This window comes from Mesorhizobium sp. M0051 (assembly GCF_040323235.1).
Classification (GTDB): Bacteria; Pseudomonadota; Alphaproteobacteria; order Rhizobiales; family Rhizobiaceae; genus Mesorhizobium.
Genome location: NZ_JAMYUT010000002.1, coordinates 186,669 through 204,046 on the forward strand (window position 1 = coordinate 186,669; position 17,378 = coordinate 204,046).

Here is a 17,378-nt window from a genome sequence, read left to right on the forward strand (position 1 = left end):
CAAGGATGCGGTTTACCCCCTCTTGCTGAAACGCATCGCTATCAAGCGCTGCGTTTCAGTTTTGTTTTGAGCATGTCGTTGTCCAAAACCGCTGCGCACTTTTGGGCGACATGCTTCCTGAGGACGGATGAACCATGCTTGACATCAAATGGATTCGCGACAACCCGAAGGCCCTTGTCGAGGCGCTAGTCAAGCGCTCGTGGTCGGCCGGTGAGGCGCAGTCCACGGTCGACGGGCTGATCGCCTCGGACGAGGCGCGGCGCGAACACGTCACCGAATTGCAGACCAAGCAGGAGCGCCGCAATGCCGCCTCGAAAGAGATCGGCAACGCCATGCGTTCAGGCGATGCGGCACTTGCCGAAAGACTGAAAGCCGAAGTCGGCGAGATCAAGACCTTCATCCAGAATGGCGAGGCGCGCGAACGCGAACTCGACAAGGCGCTGAACGATGCGCTTGCGGTGCTGCCCAACGTGCCGCTCGACGACGTACCTGTCGGCAAGGACGAGCACGACAATGTCGTCAAGCGCGTCGTCGGCAAGGCGCCGACACCGCCGAACTGGGTGAAGGAGCATTTCGAGATCGGCGAAGCGCTCGGCATGATGGATTTCGAGCGGGCGGCAAAACTGTCGGGCTCGCGGTTCACCGTGCTGAAAAGCGGCCTGGCGCGGATGGAACGCGCGCTCGGACAATTCATGCTCGACCTGCACACGACCGAGCATGGCTACCAAGAAGTCATCCCGCCACTGATGGTCAAGGACGACGTTCTGTTCGGCACCAACCAGTTGCCGAAGTTCGAGGAAGATCTGTTCTTCACGCCGCACGGGGAGGGCAGGCTTGGCCTGATCCCAACAGCCGAAGTGCCGCTCACCAATCTGGTGCGCGAAGAAATCACCTCGCATGAAAAACTGCCGCTGCGCTATACGGCGCTGACGCCGTGCTTCCGTTCGGAAGCGGGTTCGGCCGGGCGCGACACGCGCGGCATGCTGCGTCAGCACCAATTCTACAAGGTCGAGCTGGTGTCGATCACCGACCAGGAGTCCTCGCTCGCCGAACACGAACGGATGACGCAATGCGCCGAGGAAGTGCTGAAGCGGCTCGGCCTGCCGTTCCGCACCGTGACGCTGTGCACCGGCGACATGGGCTTTGGCGCGCGCAAGACCTACGACATCGAAGTCTGGCTGCCCGGCCAGAACGCTTATCGCGAGATTTCGTCCTGCTCGGTGTGCGGGGATTTCCAGGCGCGCCGCATGGACGCCCGCTACAAGGACAAAGACGGCAAGGGCAACCGCTTCGTCCATACGCTCAACGGTTCGGGCACCGCGGTTGGTCGCGCGCTCATAGCTGTCATCGAAAACTATCAGAATGAGGATGGCAGCATAACCATTCCTGAAGTGCTGCGGCCTTACATGGGCGGTCTGGAAAAGATCGAAGCGAAATAATGCGCATCCTCCTGACCAATGACGACGGCATTCATGCCGAGGGCCTGGCGTCGCTCGAACGCGTCGCTCGCACCCTGTCCGACGACGTCTGGGTGGTGGCTCCGGAGCAGGATCAGTCAGGCTACGCCCATTCGCTGTCGATCTCGGAGCCGCTGCGGCTGCGCAAGATCGGCGAGAAGCATTTTGCCGTGCGCGGCACGCCGACCGATTGTGTCATCATGGGAGTCAAGAAGATCCTTCCCGGCGCACCCGACCTGATCCTGTCCGGCATCAATTCCGGCGCCAACATCGCCGACGATGTCACCTATTCCGGCACCGTCGCCGGTGCCATGGAAGGCGCGCTGCTCGGCATCCGCTCGATCGCGCTCAGCCAGGGCTACAGCTATGTCGGCGAGGACCGCGTCGTCCCATACGAGACGACCGAGGCGCTGGCGCCGGCGCTGCTGGAGAAACTGGTCGCGACGCCGTTGCCGGACGGTGTTTTGCTGAACGTCAATTTTCCGAACTGCCTTCCAGAAGAGGTCGCCGGAACGGTCGTCACCTCGCAAGGCAAACTGGTGCACAGCTTGTGGGTCGATGAGCGCCGTGACGGGCGCGGCCTGCCTTATTACTGGCTGCGTTTCGGCCGCGAGCCGGTCGAAGGCAAGCAAGGCACAGACCTCTATGCTCTGCGCAACAGGCTGGTGTCGGTGACACCACTGCAGCTAGACCTCACCGCGCATGAAATCCGTGATCAACTGAGCAAGGCGCTTGCATGAACCAGGGCCTCGATGACCGTGAAGGCTTTGCCGCCTTTCTGTTGCGCCTGCGCGGCAGGGGGACGGTGCCGAAGGCGTTGATCGCAGCCTTCGAGGCGACGCCGCGGCGCGGCTTCCTGGCGGCCCAGTTCCATCAGATCGCCTGGTCGGACCGCATGCTGCCGATCGAATGCGGCGAGGCGATCGAAGGCGCGGACATGCAGGCGGCGGTGATCGCCGCACTCGCCATCGAGCAGGGCAATCGCGTGCTCGAGATCGGCACCGGCTCCGGTTATACCTCGGCCGTGATGTCGCGGCTGGCGGCGCGGGTCGTCACCACCGATCGCTACAGGACGCTCGTCGAGCAGGCCAGGCAGCGTTTCGAGGCGCTCGGTATCGGCAATGTCATCGTGCGCCAGGCCGATGGTTCCGGCGGGCTGCCGAACGAAGGGCCGTTCGATCGCATCGTCGCATGGGCAGCCTTCGACAGCCTTCCGCGCTTCCTGCTCGATCAATTGTCGAGCGGCGGCATCGTCATCGCCCCGATCGGGCCCGAGGAGGGCGAGCAGGTGCTGGCCAAGCTGACCAAGGTCGGCAGCCGGTTCGAGCGTGAGGATATCGGCCTTGTCCGCTTGCAGCCTATCCTGCGCAGCGTGGCCGCCGTCATATAGGCGATGTTGCAAACGCCAGCTTCGCGCCCGTCCTCGACACCGGCTCGGCTGACGTAAAATCTCCCCTCAGCTCACCCTCTAATATTTTAAGAAAAATTTCGCCGGATTCCATGGGGTTAACCGTCGAGTAACATTAACGCGCTTTAATCATGCCTAGTTTGTACCGGGTATGTGCGGGTTAGTGCGATGCAACTCAGAGTTTTGAAGACAAACGGTCGCAATCTGGCGCGAGGCTGCGCCATACTGGTGGTCGCGGGTGCTGCTGCGGGATGCAGTTCCCAGGTTTCGCGGTTCAATGGCGTCGACGACGTCTTTACATCCTCGACGAACAATCAGCGCGCGATCATCAACAAGCAGGATGCCGTACAGCAGCCCTATCCGGGTGATGTCGCGGCCGCCCCCATCGATGGCAGCCACACACAGTCGGTCAGCCGCTCCAGCCTCGAGCCGGTTTCGACGCGGCCATTGCCGCCGCCCGTTGCCCAGGCGCAGCCGGCTCCCGCACTGGCGCCTGCCGCAAAGCCGATGCGCACCGCATTGGCTGCGGCGCCGCATGTCGACAGGACCACGACCGGTACCGTCGCTCCGGCCGCATCGCCGTTCAAGGTTGCGCAGCCCGATGCACCGCGCGTGGCAGCTGCTGGTACGCCGCATGCGACCGAGATCGTCGTCAGGGACGGTGAAACGATTTCAGGCATAGCGCAGCACTACAAGGTGCCGGCCGACGCGATCATGAAGGTCAATGGGCTGAGCGCGACCAAGGGTCTGAAGACCGGCCAGAAGCTGGTTATCCCGGCCTATGCCTACTCGAACAAAGGCGAGCCGAAAGTCGCCGAGGTCAAGCCGGCGAAAGACGGCAAGCACGACCAGCCGGCCACGGCACCCGAAAAGGTCGCGGTCCTGCCCCAGCAGCCGAAGCTGAAGGAGGGCAAGTCCGCCGCTCAGGTCGACACGGCGGCCGCCGCAAACCAGCCCAAGCAGCCCAAGCCGCAGATGGCCGCGGCCAAGGCCGCTGGGACCTACACGGTCCAGTCGGGCGATACGATGTCTTCGATTGCCAGGAAGACCGGCGTTGGCGTCGTTGCTCTGAAGCAGGCCAACGGGATGAAGGATGGACTGCTTAAGATCGGCCAGACCCTGAAGGTGCCGACTGGTGGGGCCGCGACGGTCGCCAGCGCCAAGCCTGCCAAGATCGATCCGGTGACCACGGCCACCACGCAGCCAGCGGCAAAGACCACGCCGTCGGAAACGCTGGCGTCCTACACGCCGCCGAAGAAAGATTCGAAAGTCATCCAGCAGGCCGAGGACGACGATGCCGTTGCGCCTGACGCCACCGGCATCGGCAAGATGCGCTGGCCGGTGCGCGGCCGCGTGATCTCCGGTTTCGGGTCCGGCAAGGACGGCGTCGACATCGCCGTGCCGACGGGAACGCCGGTCAAGGCGGCCGAGAACGGCGTCGTCATCTATGCCGGCGACGGGCTCAAGGAATTCGGCAACACGGTTCTGGTGCGCCACGAGAATGGCCTGGTCACCGTCTATGGTCACGCCAGCTCTATCGAGGTGCAGCGCGGCCAAAAGGTCAAGCGCGGCCAAGAAATCGCACTGTCGGGCATGAGCGGCACGACGGACTCGCCGAAGCTGCATTTCGAAGTGCGCAAGAACTCTGCCCCGGTCGATCCGTCGGGCTACCTCGAATAGAAAAAAAGCAATTTGCAGGCCGTCTGACCTCCAGTCCGGCCCGCCGGCTCAGCCCGCTCCGCCAGGAGCGGGCTTTTTCAGTTTGCCTTCTCCGCCTTAGTCCTTCAGCGGTTTGCCGAGCCGGCCGGCCAGGTCCTGGGTGAACTGCCAGGCGACGCGGCCCGAGCGGCTGCCGCGGGTCGTCGCCCATTCCAATGCTTCGGCGCGCAGTTGCTCTGGATCAATGGCGAGGTCGTGATGGCGGACATAACCGTCGATCATGTCGAGATATTCGTCCTGGGAGCATTTGTGGAAGCCGAGCCACAGGCCGAAACGATCGGAGAGGGAGACCTTTTCTTCAACCGCTTCGGACGGGTTGATGGCGGTCGAGCGCTCATTGTCGATCATGTCGCGCGGCAGGAGATGGCGACGGTTCGAGGTAGCGTAGAAGATGACATTGGCTGGGCGTCCCTCGACGCCGCCTTCGAGTGCCGCCTTCAGCGACTTGTAGGAGGTGTCGTCGTGGTCGAAGGAGAGGTCGTCGCAAAACAGGATGAAGCGGAAGGGGGCTGCCTTCAGCAATCCCATCAGCTTCGGCAGCGTGTCGATGTCCTCGCGGTGGATTTCGATCAGCTTCAACGGCAGCTCGGACTTGGCCTCGCCGTTGATCCGCGCATGGACGGCTTTGACCAGCGACGATTTGCCCATGCCGCGCGCACCCCATAACAACACATTGTTGGCCGGATAGCCGGCGGCGAAGCGTTCGGTGTTGTCGACCAGGATGTCGCGGACGCGATCGACGCCACGGATCAGGCCTATGTCGACGCGGTTGACGTTGCGCACCGGCTCCAGATAGCCCGGATCGGCCTGCCAGACGAAGCAATCGGCCTCGCCGAGGTCGGTTTGGGGCACTGGCGGCGGGGCGAGGCGGCTCACCGCCTCGATCAGCCTGTCGAGTTTCTGGTTCAGGGCTTCAATGCTGCTGTCGGTCATGTCTGTCTTTTGTTTTCTCGTTTGGACGTACGCGAGCGTGAACCCGACCTGTCGCGTCGAGGTTCGAAATCGGTTGCAACCTTTTGTTCGAGCATGATCTTTTCGCAAAACCGGCTCGCGCTTTTCGCGATCATGCTCTAACACGGCCCAACAGGCCGGAAAAGCAGCCGATTTGGCTGGCCGCGCAGTTGCATTGACAACTTTACCGACTATATTCCGGCCAAATTTCAAGGGGCCGCCAAGTTGGCGGCTGTTTCTAAATTCAGGAGTACCTCGATGTTCGTGACACCGGCATACGCTCAAGGCGTCGGCGCTTCTCCCGACATGTTCATCAGCATTTTGCCGTTTGTCCTGATTTTCGTCATCATGTATTTTCTGATCATCCGGCCGCAGCGTACGCAGCTGAAGAAGCGCGGCGAGATGCTGGCGGCAGTTCGTCGCGGCGATACGGTCGTCACCGGCGGAGGCTTCGTCGGCAAGGTGACCAAGGTGATCGACGATAACGAGCTCGAGATCGACCTCGGCGGTGGCACCAAGGTGACCGCGTTGCGTTCGACGATCGCCGACGTGCGCGTCAAGGGCGAGCCGGTGGCGAACCAGAACGCCAAGAAATAACCAGAATTCAGGCGGAGCGATCCGCGGACACGCTCTGACGGACGACGCCATATGTTGTACTTTTCGCGCTTCAAGATGATCCTGATCTGGGTGGCCGTGGCCATCACGGTGATCCTCGCCGCGCCCAATCTCATCCCCGCAAGCACCTTGGCCCAACTGCCCAGCTGGGTGCCGAAGCGTCAGATGACGCTCGGCCTCGACCTGCAGGGCGGCTCGCACATCCTGCTGGAAATGAATCAGAACGATCTGATCAAGGACCGGCTGGAGACGACGCGCGACGAAATCCGCACACTGCTGCGTGACGCCAAGATTGGCTATACCGGCCTTGCCGGCACGGGGCGGACCTTGCAGGTCCGCATCACCGATCTCGCTCAAGTGGATGCCGCCAAGACAGCGCTGAAGACGCTGACCGAACCGGTTGCTGCCGGCCTGTTCACCGGTGGCTCCATCAAGGAAATGACGCTCGACGATTCCGAGCCCGGCCTGCTCAAGTTCAACGTCACCGACGCCGGCATCAAATATCGCACGTCGACGGCGTTGACGCAGTCGATCGAGGTGGTCGAGCGCCGCGTCAACGAACTCGGCACGACCGAACCCATCGTGCAGCGGCAGGGCGACGACCGCATCCTTGTCCAGGTGCCGGGTCTTCAGGACCCGCAGCGGCTTAAGGAAATCCTCGGCCAGACCGCCAAGCTGACCTTCCAGATGGTCGACCAGTCGATGCCGGTTCAGGACGCCCTCAACGGTCGTCCGCCTGCCGGCTCGTCCGTGCTCTATTCACAGGACGACCCGCCGGTCCCCTATCTGATCGAGAACCGCGTCATCGTTTCGGGCGAAAATCTCGTCGATGCGCAGGCGACATACAATTCGCAGAACAATGAGCCGGTGGTCTCCTTCCGTTTCGATTCGAAGGGTGCTGCGCGTTTCGGCCAGGCCACCGCGCAGAATGTCGGGAAGCTGTTCGCCATCATCCTCGATAACCAGGTGATTTCGGCGCCGCAGATCCGCGAGCCGATCCTCGGCGGCACCGGCCAGATCTCGGGCAATTTCACCGCCCAGAGCGCCAACGACCTGGCCGTGCTGCTGCGCGCCGGTGCCTTGCCCGCGACACTGACGGTGATCGAAGAGCGGACGGTTGGCCCGGGTCTCGGCCAGGATTCCATCCATGCCGGCAAGGTCGCCGGCATCATCGGTTCGATTCTGGTCGTCGTGTTCATGTTCGTCGCCTACGGATTGCTCGGCTTCCTCGCCAACATCGCGCTGGCGGTGCACGTGGCGATGATCGTCGGACTGCTGTCGCTGCTCGGCGCGACACTGACCTTGCCGGGTATCGCCGGTATTGTGCTGACCATCGGCATGGCAGTCGATTCGAACGTGTTGATCTATGAGCGTATCCGTGAGGAGCGGCGTGCAGGCCGCTCGGTGATCCAGGCGATCGATACCGGTTTCACCAAGGCGCTGGCGACCATTGTCGATTCCAACATCACCTCGCTGATCGCGACCGTAGTGCTGTTCTATCTCGGGACCGGACCGGTCAAGGGCTTTGCCATCACGTATGCGATCGGCATCCTGACGACCGTCTTCACCGCGTTCACCTTCACCCGTCTGCTGGTCTCGATCTGGCTGCGCCGCGCTCGCCCGAAGGAGTTGCCGCGCGCGCCGGTGACCTTCGTCCCAGCCGGCACGAAAATCCCGTTCATGGGAATCCGTCGCTGGACGTTCACGCTCTCGAGCGCGCTGTCGATCCTGTCGGTGGTGCTGTTCATGACGGTCGGCATCAACTACGGCATCGATTTCAAGGGCGGTTCGCTGATCGAGGTTCAGGCCAAGAGCGGCAATGCCGACCTCGCAGACCTCCGCGGGCGACTGACCGGACTCAATATCGGTGAGGTGCAAGTCCAGCAGTTCGGTACGCCGAACGACGTGTTGATCCGTGTCGGGACCCAGGATGGCGGCGAGAATGCCGAGCAGACCGTCATCGACAAGGTGCGCGGCGAACTGCAGGACAATTACGACTTCCGCCGCGTCGAAGTGGTGGGGCCGACCGTCTCGGGCGAACTCGCCAAGCAAGGCACGATCGCCATGCTGATCGCGCTGCTTGGTATCCTGATCTATGTCTGGTTCCGTTTCGAATGGCAGTTCGCGGTCGGCGCCATCGTGGCGACGGTACACGATGTGGTCATGACACTTGGCTTCTTTGTCATCAGCGGGCTCGAATTCAACCAATCATCGCTGGCGGCGATCCTGACCATCATCGGCTATTCGCTGAACGATACGATCGTGGTCTATGACCGCGTTCGAGAGGATTTGCGAAAGTACAAGCGGATGCCGCTGCCGCAACTCTTGAACAACGCCATCAACGAGACGCTGTCGAGAACGACACTGACCTCGGTGACGACGATCCTTGCGTTGCTGGCGCTGGTCCTCTTCGGCGGCGAGGTGATCCGCTCGTTCACCATGGCGATGCTGTTCGGCGTCGTCTTCGGCACCTATTCGTCGATCTTCATCGCAGCGCCGTTGCTGATCCTGTTCAAGCTGCGGCCGCAGGCTTCGGCAGACGAGGAGAAGCCGCTCGGCGGCGGCAAGGCGGTCGCGACCTGACGCGCCGCCCCGAAGGGGTAACAAAACGGTGACCAGTAAAGGCATCGTCATCCGCGATGCGCATTTTCCCGGCCGCGCGCCGATCGAAGCCTACGGCAATGGGGGGTTTCGCTTTGCCGACATGTCGCATCGCGGCTCGCTGCTCTGTCTGCCATCCGGCATCCATGGCTGGGAACCGGCCGATCCGTTTGCCCTGACCGTGGCGGATTTCGACAAGCTGCTGGCAGAAGCCGGAAAAGTCGAGATACTGCTGGTCGGCATGGGCAGGGATCTCAGGCCATTGCCCGCCACACTACGGGCCGCGCTGAAAGCGGCCGGCATTGCGTCCGACCCGATGTCGACCGGTGCAGCGGTACGGACCTACAATGTCCTTCTGGCGGAAGAGCGCGCCGTGGCCGCCGCGCTCATTGCCGTCGACTGACATGTCTCAAAATGCCGAAATCGTCATGGACGCAGTGCGCGCCGGCGACCCTGACCGCTATCTCACGGCGCTTTATGCGCCGGCAGACAAGCGCGACGCGCTGTTTTCGCTTTACGCCTTCAACGCCGAAGTCGCAGGCATCCGCGACCGCATCCATGAAGCGTTGCCGGGCGAGGTGCGCCTGCAATGGTGGCGCGATGTCATCGCCGTCGGCGGCGAGGCCGGCGCCGGCCATCCCACAGCCGAAGCCTTGAATGCCACCATAGCGACATTCAACCTGCCGAGACTGGCCTTCGAGAACATGCTCGATGCGCGCATCTTCGATCTTTACGACGACCCGATGCCGTCGCGCACCGATCTTGAAGGCTATTGCGGCGAGACGGCCGCCGCGCTCATTCAGCTTGCGGCAATGGTGCTCGATCCCGGCGAGGCGCCACGCTTTGCCGAACTGGCGGGTAGGGCAGGCTGCGCGCAGGCAATGACCGGTCTGCTGCTGTTGCTGACGTTGCACCGCAAGCGCGGACAGTGTTTTATCCCAGCCGATATCCTTGCTGCGGCTGGCTCTTCGCCGCAAGAATTCATCGCAGGCGATGGCGGTCCTGGTGCCAAACGCGCAGTGGCGGCAATGATCGCTCTGGCGCGGGACCATCTTTCCGCCTTCGAGCAAGGTGCTGCGGCGTTGCCGGTCTCGCTGCGCCCGGCATTTCTGCCGCTGGCGCTGTCGCGCGCTTACCTCACGAAAATGGAGCGCGGCTCCCCACTCGACGGCGTGGCGCGGCTGTCCGCCTTGCGCCGGCATTGGCTGCTTTTGCGCCGCGCGACCAAAGGCTGGCCGGCATTTTGACGTAAACGTCAATCATGCTAAGGAGTCCTCGAGCCAGAACTGTTGCCAAAGACGACAGGCCGGCCGGAGGAGATACCCGTTCATGAGCCTGCCGCTGCTGATCGCGATCGTCGCCCTTGGCATTGCGCTGTCGGTTGCCGCGGTGCATTTCACCGGCGGCAGCAAGACGGCGACGCTGGCCGGCGCCGATCAAGCAATGAGCCGATTCGCCGAGGATTTTCCGGACGAGATAGCGGCATTGGTCCGCCTGACGGCGGACGCCAGGACCGCTTTTCTGGATATCGGGCAAGGGCGCATCGGGATCGTTCATAGCGTCGGAGACTGCTTTTTGACCCGCATCGTCGGGCCTCAAGATGTCGCGGTTTTGAATACCGAAGATGTCAATGCGGTCTCGTTCCGGCTCGCCGATTTCACCTGGACGGGCGGCCGCTTTCGCTTTTCCAGCGCAGCAGATGCACAAGGCTTGCTGAAGACACTTCAGCCGCAACATCCAAGTTCCGCCCGGGAGGCTGCGTGATGGACGAGTACAACTTCCCGCAGGTCACGCAGCTGGCCATCCCGCTCTTCGTTGCCGCGATCCTGATCGAGCTCTGGCTGGTGCGAACCGGCCGCGCCAAGGGATCGTTCGAGACGCGCGACACCTTGACCAGCCTGATAATGGGCACCGGCAATGTCGTTGCCGGGCTGCTGCTTGGCGTCGTGTCCTACTGGGCGCTGCTGTGGCTGTGGCAATTCCGCGTCTTCAATCTCGGCCTGTCGGTCTGGGTGTTCCTCGCCGCCTTCCTGCTCGATGATCTGCGCTACTATTTCTATCATCGCATCGCGCACCGGGTGCGCTGGGTATGGGCGGAGCACGTCAACCACCATTCCAGCCAGCACTACAATCTATCGACGGCGCTGCGGCAAAGCTGGACCGGCCTGTTTACCTTCATGTTCGCGCTGCAGGCGCCGCTGGTGCTGCTCGGCTTCCATCCGGCGGTCATTGCCTTCACCTTCGGCTTCAATCTGGTCTGGCAGTTCTGGATCCACACCGAGACGATCGGCAAGATGTGGGGCTGGTTCGAGTTCGTCTTCAACACGCCCTCGCACCACCGCGTCCACCACGCCACCAACCCGCGCTATCTCGACGCCAATTTTGCCGGCACGCTGGTCATCTGGGACCGCATGTTCGGCACCTTCGTCGGGGAGCTGGAGGAAGATCGGCCGCGCTATGGCATCGTCAGGAATCTCGGCACCTTCAATCCGCTGAAGGTCGCGTTCCATGAATGGATCGGCATGTTCAAGGATGCAGCGATGCCGGGGCTGACCTTGAGCCATCGCCTGAATTACCTGATCAAGCCTCCCGGCTGGAGCCACGACGGCTCGCGCGAAACTTCGGAGACGCTGAAGGCTGCCTATGTCAGGCGAAATCCTGACGAGGCCGGCAAGCCAGGGCTGCCCGGTTCCTTACGAGCCGAACAATAGGCGAAATTGCCGGCAGACAATAAATTTATGTTGACTTACATTGCTTGTCACGAATGATTGGCAGCACTCGGCGGGATGGGGAAATTCTAATGGTTGACGGTTTAGATACTAAAGTTGGAAACTCTGAAGATTTTCTGATACTCCAAAATAAGTTAGGCGATCCAAATGATATGGAGTCATCTGATATCTCAGTTGAACCTGAGGATGAAGACGAAGGACCATTAGATCTACCAAAGTCTGCGTTTACTCCGATTAATTTTTCTTCCGCAGCTAGGCGCGTAATCGATCTATATCGCGCATGTAAGGAGGACAAGGAGCTTGATCCTCGCCCCTCATTTCAACGTGGTTATGTCTGGGATAAAAATAAAGCAACAAAACTAATCGAGTCCATCCTACTTCATGGAAGAAGAGAATGGGCTGGAGGTCGTGATTGATGGCCAACAAAGGCTGACCACTTGCTTCTCTTTTATTGAGGGTTTTTTTCCGCTTTCAAAGAAGGATGAGGAGAGACGTACTCGTGGCGAGAATGTAAAGCATCGACCGTTTCGGCTCGGAAAAATGAAAATTCTTTCCCAGTATGAAAAGATTGGTTACGCGGACTTGCCTCCTGATCTGCGGAAAACCATTAATAATTTTACTATTCAAATTATAAAAATTTCGAAAGAATCTCACCCAGACGTGAAATTCGAAATATTCGAACGCCTAAATACAGGATCTGTCGCACTGGCTGATCAGGAAATTAGAAATTGTATTTATAGAGGTCCTTATAATAACAAGTTGTGCGACCTGGCTAACAACCCGACTTTTCAAAAAATGCTTGGGATAAATAATTCCGCAGCGAGGATGCAAGATGTTGACTGAGATTTATGGCTTTTAACGAATCTACTCATTTAAATTACAATGAAAAGATGAGGTCATTTTTAAATAGCCATATGAGGGAACGTAGAAATATTTCTCCGGATTTGAGCGAGAAGTATACCAGAGATTTTTCGAATGCTGTGGAATTGTCATTTACTGTTTTTGGCGAAAATGCTTTTCGACGCTATTCGGAAGGCAATGACAATAACCCGCGTGGAAAATGGGAGCGCTCGATCAACAAAGCCGTATTTGACGTGGTTATGTTTTGGTTTGCGCGCTACGAAAAAAGGCAAATTATTGAAAATAAGGATGAAATTAGAGAGAGGTATATCAAGATGTGCGTTGCTGATCGCGACTTTAACGACGCCATCATGCTAGGTACTGCCGAAGCTGCTCGGGTCAGAACTAGATTTAAGAAATGGGGCGATGCACTCGAGGAAATCATCAAAGTCCGTCCAAAGGAGCGGCGAGTCTACTCCTACGTTGAGAAGCGCCAATTGTATGAGCTAGAACCCACTTGTGGGATTTGCAAACAGCAGATTGAGCATATTGATGACTCCGAGGTCGATCACATCCAACCATTTTCGCATGGCGGTGAGACTGCGATGTCAAACGCAAGATTGAGCCATCGATATTGCAATCGTTCGCGTGGGACAGCTTCAGCCTAGCTTGCTGATCGCATGTAACTACTCCGCGGCTTCGGCTGTTTGCACCGGCAGTCCCAACCACTGCCGGCAATCGGCGCGTGCGCGTGATGTGATGGCATGGCGCTTGGCGACGGTCTTGTCCTTGCCGCGCATGCGTTTGCCCTCGGACTTCGGCGCCTCCACGGGTGGGAACAGGCCGAAATTGACGTTCATCGGCTGGAAGGAGCGTTTTCCCGGTTCGTCATCCGATACGATGTGGCCTCCGGTGATGTGGTTGAGCAGCGCGCCGAACGCTGTGGTGAGCGGCGGCAGCGACGGTGCATGGCCGAGCCTTTCGGCAGCGGCGAAGCGGCCGGCGAGCAGGCCGATCGCAGCACTTTCGACATAGCCTTCGCAGCCGGTGATCTGGCCGGCAAAACGCAGGCCTGGGCGCGATCTCAGCTGCAGCGACGCGTCGAGCAGGGTCGGCGAGTTGATATAGGTATTGCGGTGCAGGCCGCCGAGCCGGGCGAAATCGGCGTTTTCGAGACCCGGTATGGTGCGGAACACGCGCACCTGCTCGGCATGCTTGAGCTTGGTCTGGAAACCGACCATGTTGTAAAGCGTGCCCAGCGCATTGTCCTGCCGCAGCTGGACGACGGCATAGGCCTTTACCGTCGGGTTGTGGGCATTGGTCAGCCCCATCGGCTTCATCGGTCCGTAACGCAGCGTCTCGACGCCGCGCTCGGCCATGATCTCGATCGGCAGGCAGCCGTCGAAATAGGGCGTGCCTTCCCATTGCTTGAACTCGGTCTTCTGGCCGTCGACCAGCGCCTGGACGAAAGCAAGGTACTGGTCCTTGTCCATGGGACAATTGATGTAGTCCTTGCCGGTACCGCCGGGTCCGACCTTGTCGTAGCGCGACTGGCACCAGCAGATATCCATGTCGATCGTGTCGAAGTGGATGATGGGCGCGATTGCGTCGAAGAAGGCGAGCGCATCGGCGCCGGTTGCTTCCGCGATCGACTGGGCAAGTGAGGGCGCGGTCAATGGACCCGTGGCAATGATCGCCTGATCCCAATCCGCCGGCGGCAGGCCCGGTATTTCCTCGCGCTGGATGGTGATCAGCGGGTGGGCTTCGAGTTTTTTCGTCACAGCGTCGGAGAATCCGTCGCGATCGACGGCAAGCGCACCGCCGGCCGGCACCTGGTTGGCGTCGCCGGCGCTCATGATCAAGGAGCCGGCCAGCCGCATTTCGGCATGCAACAGGCCGACGGCGTTGTTTTCGGCGTCGTCGGAGCGGAAGGAGTTGGAGCAGACCAGCTCGGCCAGGCTATCGGTCTTGTGTGCATCGGTGCCGCGAACGGGCCGCATTTCATGCAGGATGACGGGAACGCCGGCTTGCGCTGCCTGCCAGGCGGCTTCAGAGCCGGCAAGGCCGCCACCGATGATGTGGATGGGATTTGTGCTCATGAGCGTCGGAATAATCGCTTGATGCGGCGATTGCAATTGCCGTGCGTGGCGCAGGCAAACAGCGGTCGGAGAATCAACCCTGAATATAACAACACCCGCCGGGGGAGGAGGTCCGGCGGGTGTCGTTTTTGGGGTCGACCCTCGGGAGGAGGTGAAGGCCGACCGTATTCGTCATTGCCGGGGAGGAGGTCGGCTTTGACGAAAACTCTTTCGCCGTTTTTGAAAGGGGCGAAACCTTTGGGGCAAAATTCGTTTTGCCCCTGGCAAACAACGCCCGCCGCGGGAGGAGGTTGCGGCGGGCGCCGTTTTTGTGGCCAACCTTCGGGAGGAGGTGAAGGTCGGGCCTATTCGTCATCGCCGGGGAGGAGGTCGGCTTTGACGAAAACTCTTTCGCTTTTTGAAAGGGGCGAAACCCTTTTTGGGGCAGAATTAGCTTTGCCCCGGGGAAACAACGCCCGCCGCGGGAGGAGGTGCGGCGGGCGCCGTTTTTGTGGTCAACCCTCGGGAGGAGGTGAAGGTTGACCGGATCCGTCAAGGTCGGGGAGGAGGTCGACCCTGGCGAAATTCTGGTTAGATCGCCCGGCGGGCGATGACCTTGATTTCGTCGCGGACGATACCGAGGTCATGCAGCTGGCGGTTCGAGAGGCGACCCAGCTCGGTAACCGTCTCGCGATAAACGCGCCAGTTACGATAGTTGCGGATCAGGTTCATTGTCGTTCTCTTTTTCAAAATTGGTTCGGACCATTCGCGGTCCGAAGAATTAGACCGCCTTGCGAGCGACGTAAGGAATATCGCTGCGGCTGATGCCGAGGTCGGTCAGTTCGCGGTTGCTCAGGCGGCTCAGCTCGGACACGGTGTCTCTGTAGCGGCGCCAGTTGCGGTAGTTGCGGATCAGGTTCATGGTAGTTCTCGTTTCGTCTTTCTTGCGGATCATTCCGTTTGTGTACGAACCATAAATAGGCGGGGCTATATCGATTTAAAAGCGCTATGGCTGCATGGCAGCAATGCAAATTGTGCAATGCAACATTAATGCGCGTTCACGGACCTGACACAAAGAAACCCGAATCGGAAAATGCCGTAGCGTCAACGGTTTGACCTCGTCGGCTGACAAGAAGACCAAACTGGGGAGAAGCGGCATGGCGGGTTATTCGTCGCGGGTCAGGGCGGATATCGCCCGCTGGCAGCAGGCTGGGCTGATCGACGCGCCGACGGCCGACGTGCTGGCGCGCGATATCGAGGCTAACGAGCGCAAATCGCTCAGTTTCGGCTCGATCCTGGCGATGATGGCTGCGTTGCTGTTCGGCGCCGCCATCCTGATTTTCGTCGCCGCCAACTGGGATGCGATTCCGCGGCTGGCGCGCGTTCTGGCCCTCTTTGCGGTCATCGTTGGCGGCTACATCGGCGGCGCGGTGTTGAAGACGCGCGACCATGCGGCGATCGGCGAGGCGCTGTGGATCGTGGCCGCAGCGGCTTTCGGCGGCTCGATCGCGCTTATCGGCCAGATGTATCATCTGTCCGGCGACGAGGCGTCGGCTTTGGTCACGTGGGGCACGGGCACGGCATTGGCGGCGGTGATGTTGCGTTCGAACCCGCTGACTGTCGCTTCTGTCGGCATTGCCGATGCCTGGCTGTTTCTGAAAGGCTTCGACCATTTCAGCCGCAGCGAATTTCCGCATGGCTTCGTCGTCATGGCGACCGTGCTGTATGCCGTCTCGTTCTGGACCCGCAGCCAGCCAGCGCGGCACCTGATCATCCTGTCGGTGCTGTTCTACCTGGTGCTGCTGATCACGAACCACGACACGCTTCAGGTTGCGATCCCGCTGGTCATCGTTTCGGCGCTGCTGTTCGCGGCCTCGGTCTTGGCGCCGGACCCCGTCGACAGGATCGTGCAACTCGGCGGCCACTTACCCTTGCATTCGCTGCTCGGCTTCCTCACCGGCCTGGCGATGATCCAGTTTGAACTGGCTGACGAGAGCACCTACAACGGCGGTTTCGCCATCGCTTCGGTCGTCGCCCTGGCTGGCATCGTCGCGGCAATCGTGCTGGCGGGACGGGAGAGCCGTGGGTTGCGCTGGCTTGCCTATGCCGGTTTCGCTTTCGAACTCGCCATCATCTATGTCGTGACCTTGCAATCGATGCTCGATACCGCCGGCTTCTTCCTGGCCGCCGCGGTGCTGCTCGGCGCCCTTGCCTTGGTCATCATGCGCGTGGAAAAACGCATGAAGGGTCCAGTCGCCGGGGGAGTCGCAGCATGATGACCGGGAAAAGACTTGTTGTCTCGGCGCTGGTGCTGGTGCTTGTCCAGATCGGCTTCCTGAGCTGGATCATCGCCGGTCGAGCGGCGATTCTGCGCAACGGCAAGGAGGTGCTGCTAAAGGTCGAACCCATCGACCCGCGCGACCTCCTGCGCGGCGACTATGTTGTCCTCGGCTATGAGATTTCGCGGATACCGGTGAAAATGATCGCCAACATACCGGCCGACAAATTCTCGAGCGACGACACCGCTATCGTCGTCCGCCTGAGGAAGGGCGCCGACGCCTATTGGCAGCCGACGACCGCTTGGTTCGGCAAGGCGCCGACGCCGGCCGCTGCCGACGAGGTTGATATCGTTGGCCATGTCGCCGAGGGCTGGGATCTTCGCGGCGATGTCACGACCATCGCGCCGGACTATGGCATCGAGCGCTTCTACTTGTCGGAAGGCGAGGGGACGACGATCCAGGACGACATGCGGGTGCGGCCGTTCGGCATCCGGCTCGCCCTTGCCAGCGATGGCACCGCGCAGATCAAGGCACTGGTCGACGGCGACAGGACGCTGTTCGAGGAACCGCTATATTAATAACGACGGACGCCGGTGATCGGTGCGAATCAAGAGACCAGACCCCCATAAATCAAGTGTAGGGGCCTTGCCGTACAAGCGTTGCGGCAGATTTTTTGCAAGAAAAGTTCACTGTTTCAGGAT

The 17,378-nt window shown here is 60.5% G+C and carries 19 protein-coding genes; 15 read left to right on the top strand and 4 right to left on the bottom strand.

All coding sequences use genetic code 11. From position 1 onward, the window contains the following. Positions 1-134 precede the first annotated feature (134 nt). From serS to NKJ90_RS02800, 4 genes are all read left to right on the top strand, one after another. Complete coding sequence (serS, locus tag NKJ90_RS02785; RefSeq protein ID WP_023757619.1) at positions 135-1,439, top strand: serine--tRNA ligase; 1,305 nt, start codon at positions 135-137, stop codon at positions 1,437-1,439. After that, positions 1,439-2,197, top strand: coding sequence for a 5'/3'-nucleotidase SurE (gene surE / locus NKJ90_RS02790; protein WP_023757618.1), 759 nt, complete (start codon positions 1,439-1,441; stop codon positions 2,195-2,197). Before serS ends, surE begins: the two co-directional genes overlap by 1 nt. Then, the gene (locus tag NKJ90_RS02795; protein ID WP_023757617.1) at positions 2,194-2,847 is read left to right on the top strand and encodes a protein-L-isoaspartate(D-aspartate) O-methyltransferase; all 654 of its coding nucleotides are present in this window, start codon (positions 2,194-2,196) and stop codon (positions 2,845-2,847) included. Before surE ends, NKJ90_RS02795 begins: the two co-directional genes overlap by 4 nt. Positions 2,848-3,033: 186 nt before the next feature. Further along, positions 3,034-4,545: a peptidoglycan DD-metalloendopeptidase family protein gene (locus tag NKJ90_RS02800; RefSeq protein WP_023757616.1), complete on the top strand. Its 1,512-nt coding sequence runs from the start codon at positions 3,034-3,036 to the stop codon at positions 4,543-4,545. A 96-nt stretch (positions 4,546-4,641) separates the two neighbouring features. Here the strand turns inward: NKJ90_RS02800 and NKJ90_RS02805 are convergent, their stop codons facing one another. After that, the gene (locus NKJ90_RS02805) at positions 4,642-5,517 is read right to left on the bottom strand and encodes an ATP-binding protein (protein WP_023757615.1); all 876 of its coding nucleotides are present in this window, start codon (positions 5,515-5,517) and stop codon (positions 4,642-4,644) included. A 276-nt stretch (positions 5,518-5,793) separates the two neighbouring features. Between NKJ90_RS02805 and yajC the strand changes: the two genes are divergently transcribed. The 9 genes from yajC (at position 5,794) to NKJ90_RS02850 (ending at position 12,988) form a co-directional block, all read left to right on the top strand. Then, positions 5,794-6,132 (top strand): preprotein translocase subunit YajC, encoded by a 339-nt coding sequence (gene yajC, locus NKJ90_RS02810; RefSeq protein ID WP_008876289.1) that lies wholly within the window; start codon positions 5,794-5,796, stop codon positions 6,130-6,132. A 51-nt stretch (positions 6,133-6,183) separates the two neighbouring features. Beyond that, positions 6,184-8,733 (top strand): protein translocase subunit SecDF, encoded by a 2,550-nt coding sequence (gene secDF / locus NKJ90_RS02815; RefSeq protein WP_023757613.1) that lies wholly within the window; start codon positions 6,184-6,186, stop codon positions 8,731-8,733. A 28-nt stretch (positions 8,734-8,761) separates the two neighbouring features. Continuing rightward, positions 8,762-9,154 (top strand): Mth938-like domain-containing protein, encoded by a 393-nt coding sequence (locus NKJ90_RS02820; protein ID WP_023757612.1) that lies wholly within the window; start codon positions 8,762-8,764, stop codon positions 9,152-9,154. A gap of 1 nt (position 9,155) precedes the next feature. Continuing rightward, the gene (locus tag NKJ90_RS02825; RefSeq protein ID WP_031259636.1) at positions 9,156-9,998 is read left to right on the top strand and encodes a phytoene/squalene synthase family protein; all 843 of its coding nucleotides are present in this window, start codon (positions 9,156-9,158) and stop codon (positions 9,996-9,998) included. A gap of 82 nt (positions 9,999-10,080) precedes the next feature. Then, positions 10,081-10,515 carry a hypothetical protein gene (locus NKJ90_RS02830; protein ID WP_023757610.1) on the top strand — a complete coding sequence of 145 codons (435 nt, stop codon included), beginning with the start codon at positions 10,081-10,083 and terminating at the stop codon, positions 10,513-10,515. Next, entirely contained in the window at positions 10,515-11,462 is a 948-nt protein-coding gene (locus NKJ90_RS02835) for a sterol desaturase family protein (RefSeq protein ID WP_023757609.1), read from the top strand. Before NKJ90_RS02830 ends, NKJ90_RS02835 begins: the two co-directional genes overlap by 1 nt. A gap of 89 nt (positions 11,463-11,551) precedes the next feature. Further along, the gene (locus NKJ90_RS02840; RefSeq protein WP_156938480.1) at positions 11,552-11,896 is read left to right on the top strand and encodes a DUF262 domain-containing protein; all 345 of its coding nucleotides are present in this window, start codon (positions 11,552-11,554) and stop codon (positions 11,894-11,896) included. Further along, on the top strand, positions 11,862-12,323 hold the full coding sequence (locus NKJ90_RS02845) for a GmrSD restriction endonuclease domain-containing protein (RefSeq protein WP_023757608.1): 462 nt from the start codon (positions 11,862-11,864) through the stop codon (positions 12,321-12,323). The genes NKJ90_RS02840 and NKJ90_RS02845 overlap by 35 nt, the downstream gene beginning before the upstream one ends. Positions 12,324-12,328: 5 nt before the next feature. Further along, positions 12,329-12,988, top strand: coding sequence for an HNH endonuclease signature motif containing protein (locus NKJ90_RS02850; protein ID WP_084025145.1), 660 nt, complete (start codon positions 12,329-12,331; stop codon positions 12,986-12,988). A gap of 18 nt (positions 12,989-13,006) precedes the next feature. Here the strand turns inward: NKJ90_RS02850 and trmFO are convergent, their stop codons facing one another. The 3 genes from trmFO to NKJ90_RS02865 form a co-directional block, all read right to left on the bottom strand. Further along, positions 13,007-14,419, bottom strand: a complete 1,413-nt coding sequence (gene trmFO / locus NKJ90_RS02855; RefSeq protein ID WP_352485633.1) for a methylenetetrahydrofolate--tRNA-(uracil(54)-C(5))-methyltransferase (FADH(2)-oxidizing) TrmFO — start codon at positions 14,417-14,419, stop codon at positions 13,007-13,009. A gap of 570 nt (positions 14,420-14,989) precedes the next feature. Continuing rightward, complete coding sequence (locus tag NKJ90_RS02860; RefSeq protein WP_023757605.1) at positions 14,990-15,130, bottom strand: DUF1127 domain-containing protein; 141 nt, start codon at positions 15,128-15,130, stop codon at positions 14,990-14,992. 49 nt (positions 15,131-15,179) lie between these two features. Beyond that, entirely contained in the window at positions 15,180-15,320 is a 141-nt protein-coding gene (locus NKJ90_RS02865) for a DUF1127 domain-containing protein (protein ID WP_013531315.1), read from the bottom strand. Between the two features lie 235 nt (positions 15,321-15,555). Between NKJ90_RS02865 and NKJ90_RS02870 the strand changes: the two genes are divergently transcribed. Both NKJ90_RS02870 and NKJ90_RS02875 read left to right on the top strand, forming a co-directional pair. After that, positions 15,556-16,674: a DUF2157 domain-containing protein gene (locus tag NKJ90_RS02870; RefSeq protein ID WP_023757604.1), complete on the top strand. Its 1,119-nt coding sequence runs from the start codon at positions 15,556-15,558 to the stop codon at positions 16,672-16,674. Continuing rightward, positions 16,671-17,255, top strand: a complete 585-nt coding sequence (locus NKJ90_RS02875; protein ID WP_031259632.1) for a GDYXXLXY domain-containing protein — start codon at positions 16,671-16,673, stop codon at positions 17,253-17,255. The genes NKJ90_RS02870 and NKJ90_RS02875 overlap by 4 nt, the downstream gene beginning before the upstream one ends. Positions 17,256-17,378: the final 123 nt, after the last annotated feature.

What these genes read in the sequence shown, in the direction of transcription:
- serS (WP_023757619.1), top strand. Translation starts at nt 135, where the DNA reads ATGCTTGACATCAAATGGATTCGCGACAACCCGAAGGCCCTTGTCGAG.
- surE (WP_023757618.1), top strand. Translation starts at nt 1,439, where the DNA reads ATGCGCATCCTCCTGACCAATGACGACGGCATTCATGCCGAGGGCCTG.
- NKJ90_RS02795 (WP_023757617.1), top strand. Translation starts at nt 2,194, where the DNA reads ATGAACCAGGGCCTCGATGACCGTGAAGGCTTTGCCGCCTTTCTGTTG.
- NKJ90_RS02800 (WP_023757616.1), top strand. Translation starts at nt 3,034, where the DNA reads ATGCAACTCAGAGTTTTGAAGACAAACGGTCGCAATCTGGCGCGAGGC.
- NKJ90_RS02805 (WP_023757615.1), bottom strand. Translation starts at nt 5,517, where the DNA reads ATGACCGACAGCAGCATTGAAGCCCTGAACCAGAAACTCGACAGGCTG.
- yajC (WP_008876289.1), top strand. Translation starts at nt 5,794, where the DNA reads ATGTTCGTGACACCGGCATACGCTCAAGGCGTCGGCGCTTCTCCCGAC.
- secDF (WP_023757613.1), top strand. Translation starts at nt 6,184, where the DNA reads ATGTTGTACTTTTCGCGCTTCAAGATGATCCTGATCTGGGTGGCCGTG.
- NKJ90_RS02825 (WP_031259636.1), top strand. Translation starts at nt 9,156, where the DNA reads ATGTCTCAAAATGCCGAAATCGTCATGGACGCAGTGCGCGCCGGCGAC.
- NKJ90_RS02830 (WP_023757610.1), top strand. Translation starts at nt 10,081, where the DNA reads ATGAGCCTGCCGCTGCTGATCGCGATCGTCGCCCTTGGCATTGCGCTG.
- NKJ90_RS02835 (WP_023757609.1), top strand. Translation starts at nt 10,515, where the DNA reads ATGGACGAGTACAACTTCCCGCAGGTCACGCAGCTGGCCATCCCGCTC.
- NKJ90_RS02840 (WP_156938480.1), top strand. Translation starts at nt 11,552, where the DNA reads ATGGTTGACGGTTTAGATACTAAAGTTGGAAACTCTGAAGATTTTCTG.
- NKJ90_RS02845 (WP_023757608.1), top strand. Translation starts at nt 11,862, where the DNA reads ATGGAAGAAGAGAATGGGCTGGAGGTCGTGATTGATGGCCAACAAAGG.
- NKJ90_RS02850 (WP_084025145.1), top strand. Translation starts at nt 12,329, where the DNA reads ATGGCTTTTAACGAATCTACTCATTTAAATTACAATGAAAAGATGAGG.
- trmFO (WP_352485633.1), bottom strand. Translation starts at nt 14,419, where the DNA reads ATGAGCACAAATCCCATCCACATCATCGGTGGCGGCCTTGCCGGCTCT.
- NKJ90_RS02860 (WP_023757605.1), bottom strand. Translation starts at nt 15,130, where the DNA reads ATGAACCTGATCCGCAACTATCGTAACTGGCGCGTTTATCGCGAGACG.
- NKJ90_RS02865 (WP_013531315.1), bottom strand. Translation starts at nt 15,320, where the DNA reads ATGAACCTGATCCGCAACTACCGCAACTGGCGCCGCTACAGAGACACC.
- NKJ90_RS02870 (WP_023757604.1), top strand. Translation starts at nt 15,556, where the DNA reads ATGGCGGGTTATTCGTCGCGGGTCAGGGCGGATATCGCCCGCTGGCAG.
- NKJ90_RS02875 (WP_031259632.1), top strand. Translation starts at nt 16,671, where the DNA reads ATGATGACCGGGAAAAGACTTGTTGTCTCGGCGCTGGTGCTGGTGCTT.